Here is a 14441-nt window from a genome sequence, read left to right on the forward strand (position 1 = left end):
CCGCAAACGGGCATCGTCGTCACTGCACGACGAAGGAGTTGAAGGACACGCTCGCGATGCCCAGCTCGGGCAGGCCCTCGGCCAGCGGCGCGTTCAAGGCGCTGTGGATCTCCGTGGCCAGCCGGGCCTTGTCTTCCGAGGTGACCAGCGATTCGGGCGGGCGGTTCGACAGCAGCACCAGCAGGCGGCTGCGCAGCTCGGGCATGAACTCCACGATCTGCGCCTTGGCCTGCTCGTCGCGCAGCTTCAGCGCCAAGCCGATCTGCAAAAAGCGCGAGCGGCCTTCCGATTGCAGGTTGACGGTCAGAGGCTCGAGCATGAGAAAGATGGGCTTCTCGGGCACCGGCGCCTTGGCCGTCTCGGCGGCAGCGTGTTCGGTGAAGCGGGGCAGCACGAAGACGTAGGCCGCCGCGCCGGCCGCGGCCAGGCCGAGAGCGGCCACGAGCCCGATCAGCAGTTTCGAGGTGCGGCGCGAGGCCGGCGGGTCGGTCGCGACCGACGCAGCCGCGGTGGCGGCGGGAGAAGAGGTAGCCATGGTGAAACGGTGGACGGGTCCGATCTATTCTTTGCGAAGTCGCCCGCCGGCGAACGGCCGAACAAGCGCACAAAGGCGCTTCACATCCGTTCATTGCGGGAAGCGGGTGGGGCGGTTTCAGGCGAAGGTGTCGAGGCCCGGGCCCGTGCGTGGGGTGGCAACGGGGCGGGGCGCTGCCGTGGCCGTGCGGGCGATGTCGGTGGCAGCGGAGGTGCCCTGAGGTCGCCATGCGCCCTGTCGTTGGTGTTGCTGCTGTTGCTGCTGCGCGAACGCGGCGTCCTGCCCGAACGGCGCGCGCGTGTCCGCGCCGACCGAGGTCTGGCCCAGCGTGATGCCCTGCTCCGACAGGCTGGTGCGCAGCTGCGGCAGCGCGGCCTCGACGGCCTTGCGCACGCTCTCGTGCGCCGACACGAACGCGGCTTGCGCCTGGTGCTCGCCGACCGACAGCGTGACCTTCAGCGGGCCGAGGCCGGCGGGGTTGAGGTTCAGCTCGGCCGTGTGCGTGCCGCCGAGGCTCATGCGCGCGAGCTGCTGGCCGAGTGCGGGCGCCCATTTCTCGCTGCCGACTTCGGGCGCGAGCGTGTGCACGGCGGGGCGTGCGGCAGGGCTTTCAGTCGTGCGCTCTGTGGACGCGGCAGCGGGCTGTTGCAGCGCGAACGGTGCGGCGGATGGGGTCGCTGCGTCGTCGCCCGAGGTGCCGGCCGACACTGCGGCGACGGGGGCGGCTTCCGTTGTGGCCGGCTTCGCCTCAGCGGCAGGCTGGGCTTGCGCTGCGGCTGCGAGCTGTTCGGTGGTCGTGGTGCTCACGGTGCGCGGTGCGCCGGCGCGGCCTGATGCGGCGGTGCCGACGGGCGGGCCTGCAGGTGCAGCAGCCGGCTTCTTTCCGTCGACAGCCATCGGCTGCGCAGCGACGGCGGCGCGCACGATCTCGTACAGCGACGGCGGCGCCGCGTTGTCGGCTTCAGCCGCTGCGCCTTGCGCGACGACGGTTGCAGTGGGGGCAGAAGCGTCTTCGGTGGCGATGGCGGGCGCGGGTGTGGGGGCGGCGTCGCTGCTCAAGCGCACCGTGCCTGCAGGCAGGCCGGCTTGCGCGTCAGGCGTGACCGGCGCCAGTGAAGTTTCTGGCGCACTGCTGCCCTGCGTGGCCGCACCTCCCGCAAGCACCAAGGCCTGTTGCGGTGTGACGGCGGCTGCAAGAAAAGCAAGGTCCGGTTCCGCAGGCTGCGCATCCCGCATCTCTTCAGAAAGCTCCGTCTTGCGCAGTGGCTTGGCATCCGCCACCACGGTGTCGGCATCCGACGCCTTCTCGGCCTGGCTCGCGCGCGAACGTTCGAGCGCGGCACCGAACGCGCGGCCCTGTGCTTCGTCGGCACTGCGGCCACGTGCGCCGCCCTGCGCGACCGGCGAGGTGGCGGCAGGCGTGACGGTCGGCGGGATCATGGGAGGCATGTCGGTTCCTGGAGGAGATTCAGTGGGTGGGGTGCGAGGCGCGGTCGAAGAACTGGCGGGCGGCGCGTTCGTCGCTGTCGCGCTGTTCGCGCTTGGCCTGCGCCATCAGCTCCTGCGCGCGCACGCGATCGGCCAGCGTGTCGAAGGAGCTGAGGCGGCGCTTCTCGCGCTGCCAGTCGGTGCGGCCCCGGTCGAGCTGGTGCCCGGCCCGCTCGGCGATGGCGCGCTGCTGCGCGATCGCGTGGTCGAGCGTGCCGAGGAAGTTGCGGTAGTTGCGCCACTGCGACGACGGCAGGCCGCCGCGCATCAAGGTGTCGAGCTGCGCGTGGTAGTCCTGGCGGTACTGCAGCAGCAGCTCGAGCTTCTGCTGCGCGCTCAGGTGCGCGCTTTGCAGCGCGCCCAGGCGGCGCGCGGCGTCGTCGGTCTGGCTCTGCGCCAGGTCGATGAGCATGCCGAGGGGGAGCTTGCTGCTGCTCATGGGCGTCCTGGGGAAGGTGTGTTCGTGAACAGGCTGTCCATGTGGGCGATGGCCTCCTCGTAGCCGGTGCGCTCGTGCATCGACTGCTGCAGGAAGGCCTCGATGCGCGGGTACATCGCGATCGCCTGGTCCAGCTGCAGGTCGTGCCCCGGTGCGTAGGCGCCCACGCTGATCAGGTCGCGGTTGCGCTGGTAGCGCGACAGCATCTGCTTGAAGCGGCGCACGGTGTCGAACTGCGCGGGCGCGATCAATGACGTCATCGCGCGGCTGATCGAGGCCTCGATGTCGATGGCCGGGTAGTGCCCCGCCTCGGCCAGCGTGCGCGAGAGCACGACGTGGCCGTCTAGGATCGCGCGCGCCGAATCGGCGATCGGGTCCTGCTGGTCGTCGCCTTCCGAGAGTACGGTGTAGAAGGCGGTGATCGAGCCGCCGCGTCCCTGCGCGTCGCGTGCGCCGTTGCCGGCGCGCTCCACCAGCGCCGGCAGCCGCGCGAACACCGAGGGCGGGTAGCCCTTGGTGGCGGGCGGCTCGCCCACGGCCAGCGCGATCTCGCGCTGCGCCATCGCATAGCGCGTGAGCGAATCCATGATGAGCAGCACGTCCTTGCCCTGGTCGCGAAAGTACTCGGCCAGGCAGGTGGCGTAGGCCGCGCCCTGCAGGCGCAGCAGCGGCGAGTTGTCGGCCGGCGCGGCCACCACCACGGCGCGGGCCAGGCCTTCCTCGCCCAGCGTGTTCTCGATGAAGTCCTTCACCTCGCGACCGCGTTCGCCGATGAGGCCGACCACGATCACCTCGGCGCTGGTGTAGCGGGCCATCATGCCCAGCAGCACGCTCTTGCCCACGCCCGAGCCGGCGAACAGGCCCATGCGCTGGCCGCGGCCGACGGTGAGCATGGCGTTGATGGCGCGCACGCCCACGTCGAGCACCGAGTCGATGGCCGCGCGCGACAGCGGGTTGATCGGCGGCGCCGCCAGCGGCACCTGGCGCGCCACGTCGAGCGGGCCCAACCCGTCGAGCGGGCGGCCCGCCGCATCGACCACGCGGCCGAGCATGCCTTCGCCCACGGGCAGGCGCTTGGTGTGGGCGTCGCCGGTCGCACCGGGCTCGCGCAGGCCGGGCCGCGCGAACACGCGCGCGCCGGGCAGCAGGCCCGCCACTTCGGTCTGCGACATGAGGAAGAGGCGGTCGCCGGCGAAGCCGACGACCTCGGCCTCGGCATGGCGCTGCGGATGGCCGGGCGGCAGTTCGATGAGGCAGTCGCTGCCCACGGGCAGCTGCAGGCCCACGGCCTCGAGCACGAGGCCGACGGCGCGCGTGAGGCGGCCCGAGGCGGTGGTGGTCGTGCTGCGGGCGACGTCGGCGCGCGCCTGTTCCAGCACGGCGCGCACGCTGTTCAGGTGAGGGTTTGTGGCCGTCGTCTGCATCGGCTCAGGAAGCGTCGCCACGCAGCGCCGCACCCACGCGCTCCCAGCGCGTGGACAGGCTGGCGTCCAGCTCGCCCGTCGCCGACTGCACGCGGCAACCACCGCGCGCCAAGCTGTCGTCGGCGCGCAGCTGCCAGCCGGCCGCCTCGATCTCGCTGCCCAGGCTGTTCTTCACCAGCGCGAGGTCGTCGGGGTGCAGCAGCAGGCGCGGCTCGCCGCGCAGCGCGGGTTCGGCATGCAGCAGGTCGCGCACCAGCGGCAGCACCCACTCGGGCTCGGCCTGGTAGGTGCGGTGTACCACCTGGCGCGCCACGTCGAGCGCGAGCGCGAGCACGGTCTCGGCCAGTTCGGCCTCGGCGCCGCGCAGCGCCTCGGGCAGCGAACGGGCCAGTGCGCGCAGGCGTTCGGCGTGAACGCTGGCGGCGGCGAGGCCCGTGGCCAGGCCTTCGGTGTGGCCGACCTGGCGGCCTTCGGCCAGCCCGGCGGCGCGGCCCTCGGCTTCGCCCGCGGCGCGCGCTTCCTTGCGGATGCGGGCCAGTTCGGCGAGGTCGACCTTGGGTGCGGGAGGCGCAGGCGGTGGCGAAGGGCGCTGCGCCGTGTGGCGCGAGAGCGCCGTGCCCGACGGCGCCTTGCCATCGAGCGTGCCCATCTCCCAGCGCTCCCACGCCGACAGCGCGGGCGTGCCGGCACCGGCCTGGCGCGCGGCCGCGTGGATGGCGGCGAGGCGCTCGCGCGAACTGTTGGAGGCGCCGAAAGCGCCGGGGTCAGACGAAGTCATCGGTGCCAGGCGCCGCGATCACGATCTCGCCGGCGTCCGCCAGACGGCGGGCGACCTGCAGGATGGCCTTCTGTTCGGTCTCGACCTGCGACACGCGCACGGGACCGCGCAGCTCCATGTCCTCGCGCAGCGTTTCCGCGGCGCGCTGCGACATGTTGCTGAGGAACTTGTCGCGCAGCTCCAGCGGCGCGCCCTTGAGCGCGATGATGAGCGAGTCGCTCTCGATGTCCTTGAGCAGGCGCTGGATGCTGCGGTCTTCCAGGCCCAGCAGGTTCTCGAACACGAACATCTCGTCGACGATGCGCTGGGCCAGCGCCTCGTCCTGCTCGCGCACATGGGCGATCGCTTCTTCTTCCACCGTGGTGCTCATCAGGTTGACGATCTCGGCCGCGGTGCGCACGCCGCCCAGGCGGCTGCGGCGCAGGCCCTGGCCCGCGAGCATCTCGGTCAGCACCTCGGTCAGCTCGTTCAGCGCCGACGGCTGCACGCCGCCGAAGGTGGCCACGCGCATGATCACGTCGTGGCGCAGGCGCGCGGGCAGCTTCTCGAGCACTTCCGACGCCTTCATGCGGTCCAGGTGCACTAGGAGCGTCGCGAGGATCTGCGGGTGCTCGTCGCGGATGAGCTCGGCCACTTCGCCGGCCTCGAGTTCGTTCAGGCGCTCAATGCCGCCGTGCGGCTCGTCGGGCTGCAGGATGTCTTCCAGCAGGTTGCTCGCGCGGTCGTCGCCCAGCGCCTTCTTGAGCACGGCGCGGATGTAGCTGGTCGAGCCCAGGTGCAGCGCCGACAGCTGCTCGGTCTCCTGGCGGAACTCGGCCAGCACCGAGGCCAGCTCGTCGCGCGACACCGCGCTGAGCTTGGACATGGCCAGGCCCAGCGCCTGCACCTCGGAGGTGGGCAGCAGGTGCAGCGCGGCGGCGGCGCGGTCTTCGCCCAGCGCCATGAGCAGGATGGCGCTCTTGCGGGTTCCTGCTTCGCTGCTAGTCATCGGAGTGCATCCAGTGCTGGATCAGGGCGGCCACGAGCTTGGGGTCCTTGTCGGCGGTCTGCTGGGCGTAGTCCATGTCGGCCTTCTGGCGTGCGGACTCGCGCTGCTGCAATGTTTCTTCGGGCTCGGCCGGGGCCGTGCCGGTGGGGGCCACGGCGCTCGCATCGGCCACGGGCGGTGCGGGTGGCGGCGCGGCCAGGTGCCGGCGCATCAGCGGGCGCCCCACGGCGAACCAGGCGAACAGCGCGAGCAGGCCGATGAGCAGGTAGGGGACCAGCGTCTTGCCGAACGCGAGGTTGTCGCGGTCGCGCCAGAACGGCACGTCGGGCGCGGGGCCGGCGTCGCTGTCGCCGTCGCGGGCGAAGGCGCTGTTGACCACGTTGAGCGAGTCGCCGCGTTCCTGGCTGAAGCCCATCGCCTCCTTGGCGAGGTTGCGGATCTGCTCCAGTTCGGCCGGCGCGAGCGCGCGGGCGCTGGCCTTGCCGGCGGCATCGACTGTGTCGCGGTGGTTCACCACCACGGCGACCGACAGGCGCTTCACGCCGCCGGCGGCCTGCTGCACGTGGCGGATGGTGCGGTCGAGCTCGTAGTTGGTCGTGACGTCCTTGCGCGTGTTGCTCGGGCCGGCCGGTGCAGCGGCGGGAGATGCGTTCGGCGTGTTCGGTGCGCCCGGAGCGTTCGGCGGCTTGGGCGCGGTGATCGGCGCCGTCGGGTTCACCGGCGGCTGGTTCGACAGCGCGCCCGGCACGCCGCCGGGCGGTGCGCCGTTGTGCTGCGCCGATTCGCTGGACTGCTGGCTGCGGATCGCGGCCTGCGCCGGGTCCTGGTTGGGCCGGTACTTCTCGTCGGTGTGCTCCACCACCGAGAAGTCGATCTCGGCCGCGACCTGCGCGCGCACATTGCTCGCGCCCACCAGCGGCTGAAGAATGGCTTCGATGCGGCGCACGTAGCCCTGCTCGATCTCCTGCGCGTACTTGAGCTGGCTCACGTCCAGCCCCTGGCTGGTGCCGCGCGCCGACGACAGCAGGTTGCCGCGCTGGTCGACCACCGTGACGCTCTTGGCGTCCAGGTCGGGCACGCTGGCGGACACCATGTGCACGATGGCGCTCACCTGGCCTTCGTCGATGCTGCGCCCGCGCATCAGCGTGAGCACCACCGAGGCCGAAGGCTTCTTCTGGTCGCGCACGAACAGCGAGGGCTTGGGCAGCGCCAGGTGCACGCGCGCGGCTTCGATGCTGCCGATCGATTCGATGGAGCGCGCCAGCTCGCCTTCGAGCCCGCGCTGGTAGTTGACCTGCTCGGCGAACTGGCTGGTGCCGAACTTCTGGTTGTCCATCAGTTCGAAGCCCACGCCGCCGGCCTTGGGCAGGCCCTGCGCTGCGAGCTTCAGGCGCGTTTCCGCGACCTTGTCGCCCGCGATCAGGATCGCGCCGCCGCCCTCGGCGAACTTGTAGGGCACGTTCATCTGCTGCAGCGACGCGATGATCGCGCCGCCGTCGCGGTCCGACACGTTGGTGTAGAGCACCTTGTAGTCAGGGCCGCGGCTCCACAGGAAGAAAGCGGCCGCCACCGTCGCCAGCGCCGCGGCGCCGAGGATCAGCGGCAGCCGGGGCTGCGCGCGCATGCGCTCCAGCATCGGGGGCAGGCCGTTGGCGCCCGCCGCCAGACCGCCCGTGGGCGCGGCCGTGCTCATCGGCGCGCCTTCGCCGGGGCCGTTGCGCCGCGCAGGGCCGGCGCCGGTGTGAGAGAGGGAATTCGGTGTTGGGATGTCATGCCGGTGGCCGGCGACGTCGTGCGCGGCCTGTGGTTTCGCGAACGATTGTCAGCAGGCGATGTGGAATTCGATCGGTCGAACAGCCGGGGGTTTTGCCCTCAGTTGCGCGTTTGAATGGGGGTCTTCCCTTGATACGCTGCCTGCCGGTTGGAGCGCTCGCGCGCTCCGTGTCAAGTCAGCTGGAAGTGAACTTTTCCCCATGTCCATCAATGCCATCGAATCCGTCCTGCAGCAGATGCGCGCCACCGCGCTCGCCAGCGGCATGGGGCCCGCGACCTCTGCACCGGCCGGCGCCGGCGGCTTCGCGGCCGAGCTGCAGCGCTCGCTCGCCAACATCAGCGGCGCGCAGCAGCAGGCCTATGCGCAGGCCGAATCGTTCGAGCTGGGCAAGCCCGGCGTGGCGCTCAACGACGTGATGGTCGACCTGCAGAAGGCCAACGTGGCGTTCCAGACCGGGCTGCAGGTGCGCAACCGGCTGGTGACGGCCTACCAGGAAATCATGAGCATGCAGGCATGACGAGGCAGAGGGCGGCAACGTAGAACTTTTTTCGTTGCGGCCCTAAAGGTTTGCGGACATCCGCCGATATCCCCTTCAACGATGGCTTGAGTCTCACCGTGGAAGCGGGTCCAGCGTTACGGCCGATGGCCGGAGTCCACAACCTTTTGTCAATCAGGAGTCGAACATGGCGCAAGTCATCAATACGAACAGCCTTTCTCTTCTCACGCAGAACAACCTCAACAAGTCGCAATCGGCCCTGAACACGGCCATCGAGCGCCTGTCTTCCGGCATGCGCATCAACAGCGCCAAGGACGACGCCGCCGGCCAGGCCATCGCCAACCGCTTCACCGCCAACATCAAGGGCCTGACGCAAGCCGCGCGCAACGCCAACGACGGCATCTCGATCGCGCAGACCACCGAAGGCGCGCTGACCGAAGTCAACAACAACCTGCAGCGCATCCGCGACCTGTCGGTGCAAGCCGCCACCGGCACCAACTCGGCCACCGACCTGGACTCGATCCAGTCGGAAATCGGCCAGCGCCTGGACGAAATCAACCGCGTCTCGGAGCAGACCCAGTTCAACGGCGTGAAGGTCCTGTCGGCCAACGCCGGCAAGCTGACGGTGCAAGTCGGCGCGAACGATGGCGAAACCATCGACATCGACCTGCAGGAAATCAGCGCCAAGACCCTGGGTCTGGAAAGCTTCAACGTGAACGGCACGGGCACGCTGAACAAGGCCGCCACCAAGGACGACCTGACGCTGGCTGGCGCTGTCGCCAACGGCGCACCGGTCAACGGCACGCAGAAGTACGACGTCACGGCCATCAACACGCTGGCCACGCGCAGCCAGCTGCTGGCAGGCGCCAAGGCGGGCGACTCGGTCGTCGCCGGTGGCTCCACCTACACCTACAACGCTGCGAAGTCCGCCTTCACCTTCGGTGAAACGGGCCGCACGAATGCTGCCACGATCGCTTCGCTCCAGCCCGCAGCGGGCTCGAGCAAGACCGCCACGGTCACGATCGGCGGCACCTCGCTGGACGTCAAGATCGACAGCGCCGGCACGATCACGGCGACCGACGGCTCTGCATTGTTTGTCGACAACGCGGGCAACCTGACGCAGAACAGCGCCGGCGCCGGCGTTCAGGCAGCCACGCTGACGAGCCTGACGACCAGCATGGCGTCGGGTACCGGCACGGGCGGCACCATCAAGGTGGGCGGCACGACCTACACGGCCACTGCCGCTTCGGCCAACTTCGATGTGACCGGCGACGAAATCTCGGCCGCTGCGCTGAACGACAAGCTGGCCGCAGGTGCTGGTATCGCCGTGGGGGCATCGACCATCGGCGGCGTGGCAGGTGTCACGATCACTGCTGGCGGCACGGTGACCGGCGCCTACGTGGGCGCGGACGGCTCGTTCGGCAACTCCGCCACCACCGTGTCGACCTACAGCGTGCACAGCAACGGCGCAGTGACCGACGGCGCTGGCAACACGGTCTACGCCGATTCGGCTAAGTCCGGCGCCTTCACGCTGAACGCCCGCAGCGGCAAGACCTCGACGGTCGACCCGCTCAAGGCCCTGGACGCCGCCCTGTCGAAGGTCGACAAGCTGCGCTCCTCGCTGGGTGCGGTGCAGAACCGTTTCGACTCGGTGATCGCCAACCTCGGCACCACCATCACCAACCTGTCGTCGTCGCGTTCGCGCATCGAAGACTCGGACTACGCCGTGGAAGTGTCGAACATGACGCGCGCGCAGATCCTGCAGCAAGCCGGTACCTCGGTGCTGGCACAGGCGAACCAGACCACGCAAGGCGTGCTGTCGCTGCTGCGTTGATTCGCTGAGACCGCCGGGCGCCCCTCGCGAGGGCGGCGCCCGGTGTCTTGCTTTTTTGCTCGCAGGCCTTCGGGGCGACCCGAAGCCGCCTGCGTTGTCCTGTGCGGTCACGCTGGTGGCGAGGCCGCACAGGACAACGAACTCCAGAAGAAGAACGCAGACCATGTCCCAGCCCGTACCCGCCGCCTCCGCCGTGGAAAGCCCCTGGCTGCAGCAACTGCTCGCCGGCCGCACCGGCGGCGCCGCTGCGGCCGCCGCCGAGGCCACCGCACTGCGCAAGGCCGAGGCCGAGGTCGAGGAGGCGACGCCGGTGCAGATCGAGATGGCGGTGAAGTCCGTCAACGCCTCGCTCGAGAGCCGCTCGATCAGCCTGCAGTTCGAGGTCGACCGCGACACCGACAAGCTCATCGTCAAGGTGGTCGACCGCAGCAACGGCGAAGTCATTCGCCAGATTCCGACCGAAGAGGTCGTTCGCATCGCCAAGGTCATGGACCGGCAGGCCGGGCTTCTGGTGAGCCAGCAAGCCTGATCACGACCCGCTCCAGACCTCTTCATTTCATTCGCATTTCAGGACACCCCCGACATGGCATCGATCAGCAGCATCGGCGTTGGCGCCAACCTTGACCTGGGCGCATTGCTCACCCAGCTGCAGACCGCGGAGAACCAGCCGCTGGTGGCCCTGAAGGCCAAGCAGACCAGCTACAACAGCAAGCTCTCGGCCTACGGCACGCTGCAAAGCGCGCTCACCGGCATCCAGGCGGCCGCCAAGAAGCTGGGCGACCCGGCGCTGTTCCAGGCCATCACCGGCACGCCCAGCGTGAGCGGCATCATGGCGGCGAGCGGCACCGACCCGCGGTCGGTCGGCACCTATGCCATCGACATCTCGCAGCTGGCGCAGGCGCAGTCGGTCATCGCGAAGGGCCAGGCCAGCACCACCGCCGCGATCGGCAGCGGCAAGATCACCATCGACTTCGGCAAGGTCTCCGGCGGCACGCTGGACCCGGCGACCGGCCAGTACACCGGCGCCACCTTCGACAAGGACGCCACGCGCACGGCCAAGCCGATCACCATCGATGCGACCAACAACACGCTGGGCGGCATCCGCGATGCGATCAACGCGGCCAACGCCGGCGTGTCGGCCACCATCGTGAACGACGGCAGCGGCACGCCCAACCGGCTGGTGCTCACCTCCACGCAGACCGGCGAGGCCTCGGCCATGCGCATCTCGGTGGACGGCGACGCCGCGCTGCAGAACCTGCTGGGCAACGACCCCGCCGGCACGCAGAACCTGAAGCAGACCGCCGCGGCGCAGAACGCCAAGCTCACCGTCAACAACATCGCCGTCACCAGCACGAGCAACTCGGTGACCGACGCCATCCAGGGCACCACGCTCACGCTGGTGCAGACCGGCAAGCTCAGCCTGGTGATGAAGGCCAACACGACGTCGGTGAAGACGGCCATCACCGATTTCGTGAAGGCCTACAACGCGCTGCAGAGCACCGCGAAGTCGCTCACGGCCTTCGACACCGACGCCAAGGCCGCCGCGCCGCTGGTGGGCGACTCGACCCTGCGCAACCTGCAGACGCGCATCCGCCAGGCGCTGGTCGCACCGCAGGTGGGCGGCCCGAACGACCTGAAGGTGCTCACGTCCATCGGCATCTCGTTCCAGAAGGACGGCACGCTCGCGATCGACAACGACAAGCTCGACAAGGCCATCGACACCAACCTGGAGGGCGTGGCGAAGCTGTTCTCCAGCGGCACCGGCAGCACCGCCGGCTATGGCAAGCAGCTGACGGCGCTGGTCGACGACCTCACCGGCACCAAGGGCGCGCTCAAGGTCGCCACCGACGGCGTGACGAGCTCGCTCAAGCAGCTCGACACCCAGTACACCGCGATGAAGGAGCGCGCCGACGCGACGGTGGAGCGCTATCGCAAGCAGTTCGTGCAGCTGGACGTGGCGATGAACAAGATGAACGGCACGCTGAAGTACCTCGCGCAGCAGTTCGACGCGATGAACGCCAGCAAGGGCTGAGGACAGGACGCGACATGTACAGCTCTCACCACTCCCGCACCGGTGCCGGCGTCTACGCGCGCGTCGGCGTGGAGACGCGCGCCATGAGCGCGTCGCCGCTGCAACTGATCCACATGCTGTTCGACGGCGCGAAGACCGCCATCGGCGCGGCGCGCCTGCACATGGCGGCCGGCGACATCGGCGCCAAGGGACAGGCGATCTCGAAGGCCATCAACATCGTCGACAACGGCCTGAAGGCCAGCCTCGATGCCGAGGCGGCCGGCGAGGCCGGTGGCGAGATCGTCGGCAACCTCTCGTCGCTGTACGACTACGTGGTGCAGCGCCTGCTGCTGGCCAACCTGCGCAACGACGTGCAGGCGCTGGACGAGGCCGACCGCCTGCTCGACCACCTGGCGTCCGCCTGGCGCGAGATCGACGACAGGCCTTCCAACTGATGATGCAGAGCGTGACCTGGGGGCAGGAACAGATGGCCGTGCGCAGCGAGATCGTTCATTGCTACGAGCAGCTGGCCGCGTGCATCTCGACGATGCTGGCGCTGGCCCGTGCCAAGGAATGGGGGCAGCTGCCCGAGCTGGAGGCCCGGTGCTCGGCGTCGGTCGAGCGTCTGAAGGCGATCCAGCCGCTGGCGTCGCTGGAGCCCGCGCAGCGCGACCTGGTGCTGCGCCTGCTCGAGCGCATCTGCACCGAGCAGGCCGAGCTGTCGGGGCTCATCAAGCCGCAACTCGACGACCTGATCCGCCGCATGGATTCGCTCAACCACCAGAAGAACCTGGGCAAGGCCTACGGCCTCGCGCACTGACGCGAACCGACAGGACGACACCACCGTGGCCATGCTGGGACTCACCGGACTGATCGATGCACTGAGGGCCGCGCGCCTGACGCCGCCGCTCGACCTGCTCGGCCTGCGGCCGGAGACCACGGTGGGCGCGCCCGGTGCGGCGGTGGCCGTGCCGAAGACCGCGAACGACGTGCGCCTGCCGTCGCGCGCAGCGCTGGACCGGCTGGTGCCGTCGGGCGCGTCCGGTGGCGAGGTGGCTGCGCCGCCCGCCGGCGGTGCGCCGTCTTCGATCGACACCCGCCTGTCGCTGGCCGCGCGCGTGATCGGCGCGGTGCTGGCCGACCTGCAGGCCGCGCCGGGGCCGGTGCGGGGCGAGGCGCCGTTGTTGCTGCCCGTCGCGCGCCAGGGAACGAACACCGCGGCACTCGCGGGCACGTTGGCGCAGACGGTGACGGACAGCGGGCTCTTCTACGAATCGCACCTCGCCGAATTCGCGGCCGGCACGCGCACGCTCGCGCAGATGGCGCGGGAGCCGCAGGCGCGCTGGGCGAGTCCGGTGATGGCGATGACGACAAACACAACGGGGCAGGGCCTGGTGGCTGCGGCGACGGTGCTGACTGCGGTCGATGCTGCAACGCCGCCCGCGCCGAATGCGCGGGCGCAGGCCCCGCAGGTCAACGCGCCGGAAGCCGAGATCGCACAAGCTCCGCGTGCGGTTGCGCGCAGCGAGACCACCGCCGCGCCCGCACCGGATGCGGCGCGCGTGCAGGCGGCCTACGGCCTCTCCGACGCCGCGCCGGAAATGCCCGCGCCCCGCCTCGCAGAACACGCACGCGCTGCGGCCGACGTCGCCAGCACACCCACTCCGCGCAGCGCCGAAGTGATCCACCCACAAGCCGTCACCGTCGTGCACCAGCAGCTCGACCTGCTGGCCAGCGCCGCCTTTCGCTGGAGCGGCCACGCCTGGCCCGAGGTGCCGATGGCGTGGACCATCGAGGAAGAGCCCGCCAGCTCCAACGCGCGCGAAGGCGAACCCATCGAAGAAGAAGCCACACGCCGCTGGTCGACCACCGTGTCGCTCGTGCTGCCGCGCCTGGGCGAAGTCGACCTGCGCCTGAGCCTCAGCGGCCCGACCGTGCAGGCGCAATTGCAGGCGCGCGAGCACGCCACCGTGGCCCGCCTGCGCGGCGACGCCGGCCGGCTCGCGCAACGCTTCGAGGCTGTCGGTCTTCAACTGCAGCAGCTGCAGGTCACGGAGAAGGCGGCGGCATGAGCAACGAGCTTCGCGACCGACACAGCGCCGTCGTGCTCTCGCACGCGGACACGCGCAAGGCCCCCGTCGTCGTCGCCAAGGGCTATGGCGTGGTCGCCGAATCGATCCTGCGCGAGGCGCGCGCGCACGGGCTGTATGTGCATGCGTCGGCCGACCTCGTGAAGCTGCTGATGCAGATCGACCTCGACCGCCAGATCCCGCCGCAGCTGTACCAGGCGGTCGCGGAAGTGATGGCCTGGATTCACCGGTTGGAGGGCGGCGCCGAGGCGGCGGCACCCTGAGCGGCGGTTGTTCTATGGAAAGTCATTGACCTATTGAAAGACCCTGAATAAAGCCGCCGATTAACGCCCGACGGTGTTCGATAGTCTTTATAAATTCAATTGGCGAGCGGATTGCCAATTGCCGGAATACGCATGCTCGTAACAATTGCTTGCGCTCCATGAACGCGCGCCTGCGTCGGGAATGAAACCGCTTCTCCAGAGGGAGTTTCGAAGTTCACCGTTGGCAGCCACGTCAAGACCCTATTACTTTTTGGTCTACTTTGTCTTCGAAGTGTAAATAAGTGTGTATATAATGTATACATGTTGGATGGACGTGCGGAG

Annotated in this window: 15 protein-coding genes; 8 read left to right on the forward strand and 7 right to left on the reverse strand. The window is 69.6% G+C overall.

Annotation, left to right across the window (positions count from 1 at the left end; genetic code table 11):
* Positions 1–19 precede the first annotated feature (19 nt).
* From fliL to fliF, 7 genes are all read right to left on the reverse strand, one after another.
* The gene (gene fliL / locus AC07OH_RS14675; RefSeq protein ID WP_495301155.1) at positions 20–535 is read right to left on the reverse strand and encodes a flagellar basal body-associated protein FliL; all 516 of its coding nucleotides are present in this window, start codon (positions 533–535) and stop codon (positions 20–22) included.
* A 117-nt stretch (positions 536–652) separates the two neighbouring features.
* The gene (locus AC07OH_RS14680; RefSeq protein ID WP_495301156.1) at positions 653–1984 is read right to left on the reverse strand and encodes a flagellar hook-length control protein FliK; all 1332 of its coding nucleotides are present in this window, start codon (positions 1982–1984) and stop codon (positions 653–655) included.
* Positions 1985–2003: 19 nt separating this feature from the next.
* Positions 2004–2462, reverse strand: coding sequence for a flagellar export protein FliJ (gene fliJ / locus AC07OH_RS14685; protein WP_062469337.1), 459 nt, complete (start codon positions 2460–2462; stop codon positions 2004–2006).
* A complete protein-coding gene (gene fliI / locus AC07OH_RS14690) occupies positions 2459–3886 on the reverse strand; it encodes a flagellar protein export ATPase FliI (RefSeq protein WP_159274390.1) in 1428 nt (475 codons plus the stop codon). The genes fliJ and fliI overlap by 4 nt, the downstream gene beginning before the upstream one ends.
* A 4-nt stretch (positions 3887–3890) precedes the next feature.
* Positions 3891–4664 carry a flagellar assembly protein FliH gene (fliH, locus tag AC07OH_RS14695; RefSeq protein WP_495301157.1) on the reverse strand — a complete coding sequence of 258 codons (774 nt, stop codon included), beginning with the start codon at positions 4662–4664 and terminating at the stop codon, positions 3891–3893.
* Complete coding sequence (gene fliG, locus AC07OH_RS14700; protein ID WP_062469343.1) at positions 4651–5652, reverse strand: flagellar motor switch protein FliG; 1002 nt, start codon at positions 5650–5652, stop codon at positions 4651–4653. Before fliG ends, fliH begins: the two co-directional genes overlap by 14 nt.
* Complete coding sequence (gene fliF, locus AC07OH_RS14705) at positions 5645–7345, reverse strand: flagellar basal-body MS-ring/collar protein FliF (RefSeq protein ID WP_495301158.1); 1701 nt, start codon at positions 7343–7345, stop codon at positions 5645–5647. The genes fliG and fliF overlap by 8 nt, the downstream gene beginning before the upstream one ends.
* Positions 7346–7625: 280 nt before the next feature.
* Here fliF and fliE point away from each other — a divergent pair, with 280 nt between their 5' ends.
* From fliE to AC07OH_RS14745, 8 genes are all read left to right on the forward strand, one after another.
* Positions 7626–7943, forward strand: coding sequence for a flagellar hook-basal body complex protein FliE (fliE, locus tag AC07OH_RS14710; protein WP_095946630.1), 318 nt, complete (start codon positions 7626–7628; stop codon positions 7941–7943).
* 166 nt (positions 7944–8109) lie between these two features.
* Complete coding sequence (locus tag AC07OH_RS14715; RefSeq protein ID WP_495301159.1) at positions 8110–9756, forward strand: flagellin N-terminal helical domain-containing protein; 1647 nt, start codon at positions 8110–8112, stop codon at positions 9754–9756.
* Between the two features lie 163 nt (positions 9757–9919).
* Positions 9920–10285 (forward strand): flagellar protein FlaG, encoded by a 366-nt coding sequence (locus tag AC07OH_RS14720; RefSeq protein WP_139700351.1) that lies wholly within the window; start codon positions 9920–9922, stop codon positions 10283–10285.
* Between the two features lie 54 nt (positions 10286–10339).
* Positions 10340–11788 carry a flagellar filament capping protein FliD gene (fliD, locus tag AC07OH_RS14725; RefSeq protein WP_492677414.1) on the forward strand — a complete coding sequence of 483 codons (1449 nt, stop codon included), beginning with the start codon at positions 10340–10342 and terminating at the stop codon, positions 11786–11788.
* A 14-nt stretch (positions 11789–11802) separates the two neighbouring features.
* Complete coding sequence (gene fliS / locus AC07OH_RS14730; protein ID WP_495301160.1) at positions 11803–12222, forward strand: flagellar export chaperone FliS; 420 nt, start codon at positions 11803–11805, stop codon at positions 12220–12222.
* Positions 12222–12587 (forward strand): flagellar protein FliT, encoded by a 366-nt coding sequence (locus tag AC07OH_RS14735; RefSeq protein ID WP_223301366.1) that lies wholly within the window; start codon positions 12222–12224, stop codon positions 12585–12587. The genes fliS and AC07OH_RS14735 overlap by 1 nt, the downstream gene beginning before the upstream one ends.
* Before the next feature lie 31 nt (positions 12588–12618).
* A complete protein-coding gene (fliK, locus tag AC07OH_RS14740) occupies positions 12619–13839 on the forward strand; it encodes a flagellar hook-length control protein FliK (RefSeq protein ID WP_495301418.1) in 1221 nt (406 codons plus the stop codon).
* Positions 13836–14120 (forward strand): EscU/YscU/HrcU family type III secretion system export apparatus switch protein, encoded by a 285-nt coding sequence (locus AC07OH_RS14745; RefSeq protein ID WP_495301161.1) that lies wholly within the window; start codon positions 13836–13838, stop codon positions 14118–14120. Before fliK ends, AC07OH_RS14745 begins: the two co-directional genes overlap by 4 nt.
* Positions 14121–14441: the final 321 nt, after the last annotated feature.

It is taken from the genome of Variovorax sp. GW821-FHT10C12 (assembly GCF_059415405.1).

Coding starts and splice junctions, on each gene's coding strand:
- fliD (WP_492677414.1), top strand. CDS start 10,340: ATGGCATCGATCAGCAGCATCGGCGTTGGCGCCAACCTTGACCTGGGC.
- fliK (WP_495301418.1), top strand. CDS start 12,619: ATGCTGGGACTCACCGGACTGATCGATGCACTGAGGGCCGCGCGCCTG.
- AC07OH_RS14680 (WP_495301156.1), bottom strand. CDS start 1,984: ATGCCTCCCATGATCCCGCCGACCGTCACGCCTGCCGCCACCTCGCCG.
- AC07OH_RS14720 (WP_139700351.1), top strand. CDS start 9,920: ATGTCCCAGCCCGTACCCGCCGCCTCCGCCGTGGAAAGCCCCTGGCTG.
- fliE (WP_095946630.1), top strand. CDS start 7,626: ATGTCCATCAATGCCATCGAATCCGTCCTGCAGCAGATGCGCGCCACC.
- fliG (WP_062469343.1), bottom strand. CDS start 5,652: ATGACTAGCAGCGAAGCAGGAACCCGCAAGAGCGCCATCCTGCTCATG.
- AC07OH_RS14735 (WP_223301366.1), top strand. CDS start 12,222: ATGATGCAGAGCGTGACCTGGGGGCAGGAACAGATGGCCGTGCGCAGC.
- AC07OH_RS14745 (WP_495301161.1), top strand. CDS start 13,836: ATGAGCAACGAGCTTCGCGACCGACACAGCGCCGTCGTGCTCTCGCAC.
- fliS (WP_495301160.1), top strand. CDS start 11,803: ATGTACAGCTCTCACCACTCCCGCACCGGTGCCGGCGTCTACGCGCGC.
- fliH (WP_495301157.1), bottom strand. CDS start 4,664: ATGACTTCGTCTGACCCCGGCGCTTTCGGCGCCTCCAACAGTTCGCGC.
- fliI (WP_159274390.1), bottom strand. CDS start 3,886: ATGCAGACGACGGCCACAAACCCTCACCTGAACAGCGTGCGCGCCGTG.
- fliJ (WP_062469337.1), bottom strand. CDS start 2,462: ATGAGCAGCAGCAAGCTCCCCCTCGGCATGCTCATCGACCTGGCGCAG.
- AC07OH_RS14715 (WP_495301159.1), top strand. CDS start 8,110: ATGGCGCAAGTCATCAATACGAACAGCCTTTCTCTTCTCACGCAGAAC.
- fliF (WP_495301158.1), bottom strand. CDS start 7,345: ATGAGCACGGCCGCGCCCACGGGCGGTCTGGCGGCGGGCGCCAACGGC.
- fliL (WP_495301155.1), bottom strand. CDS start 535: ATGGCTACCTCTTCTCCCGCCGCCACCGCGGCTGCGTCGGTCGCGACC.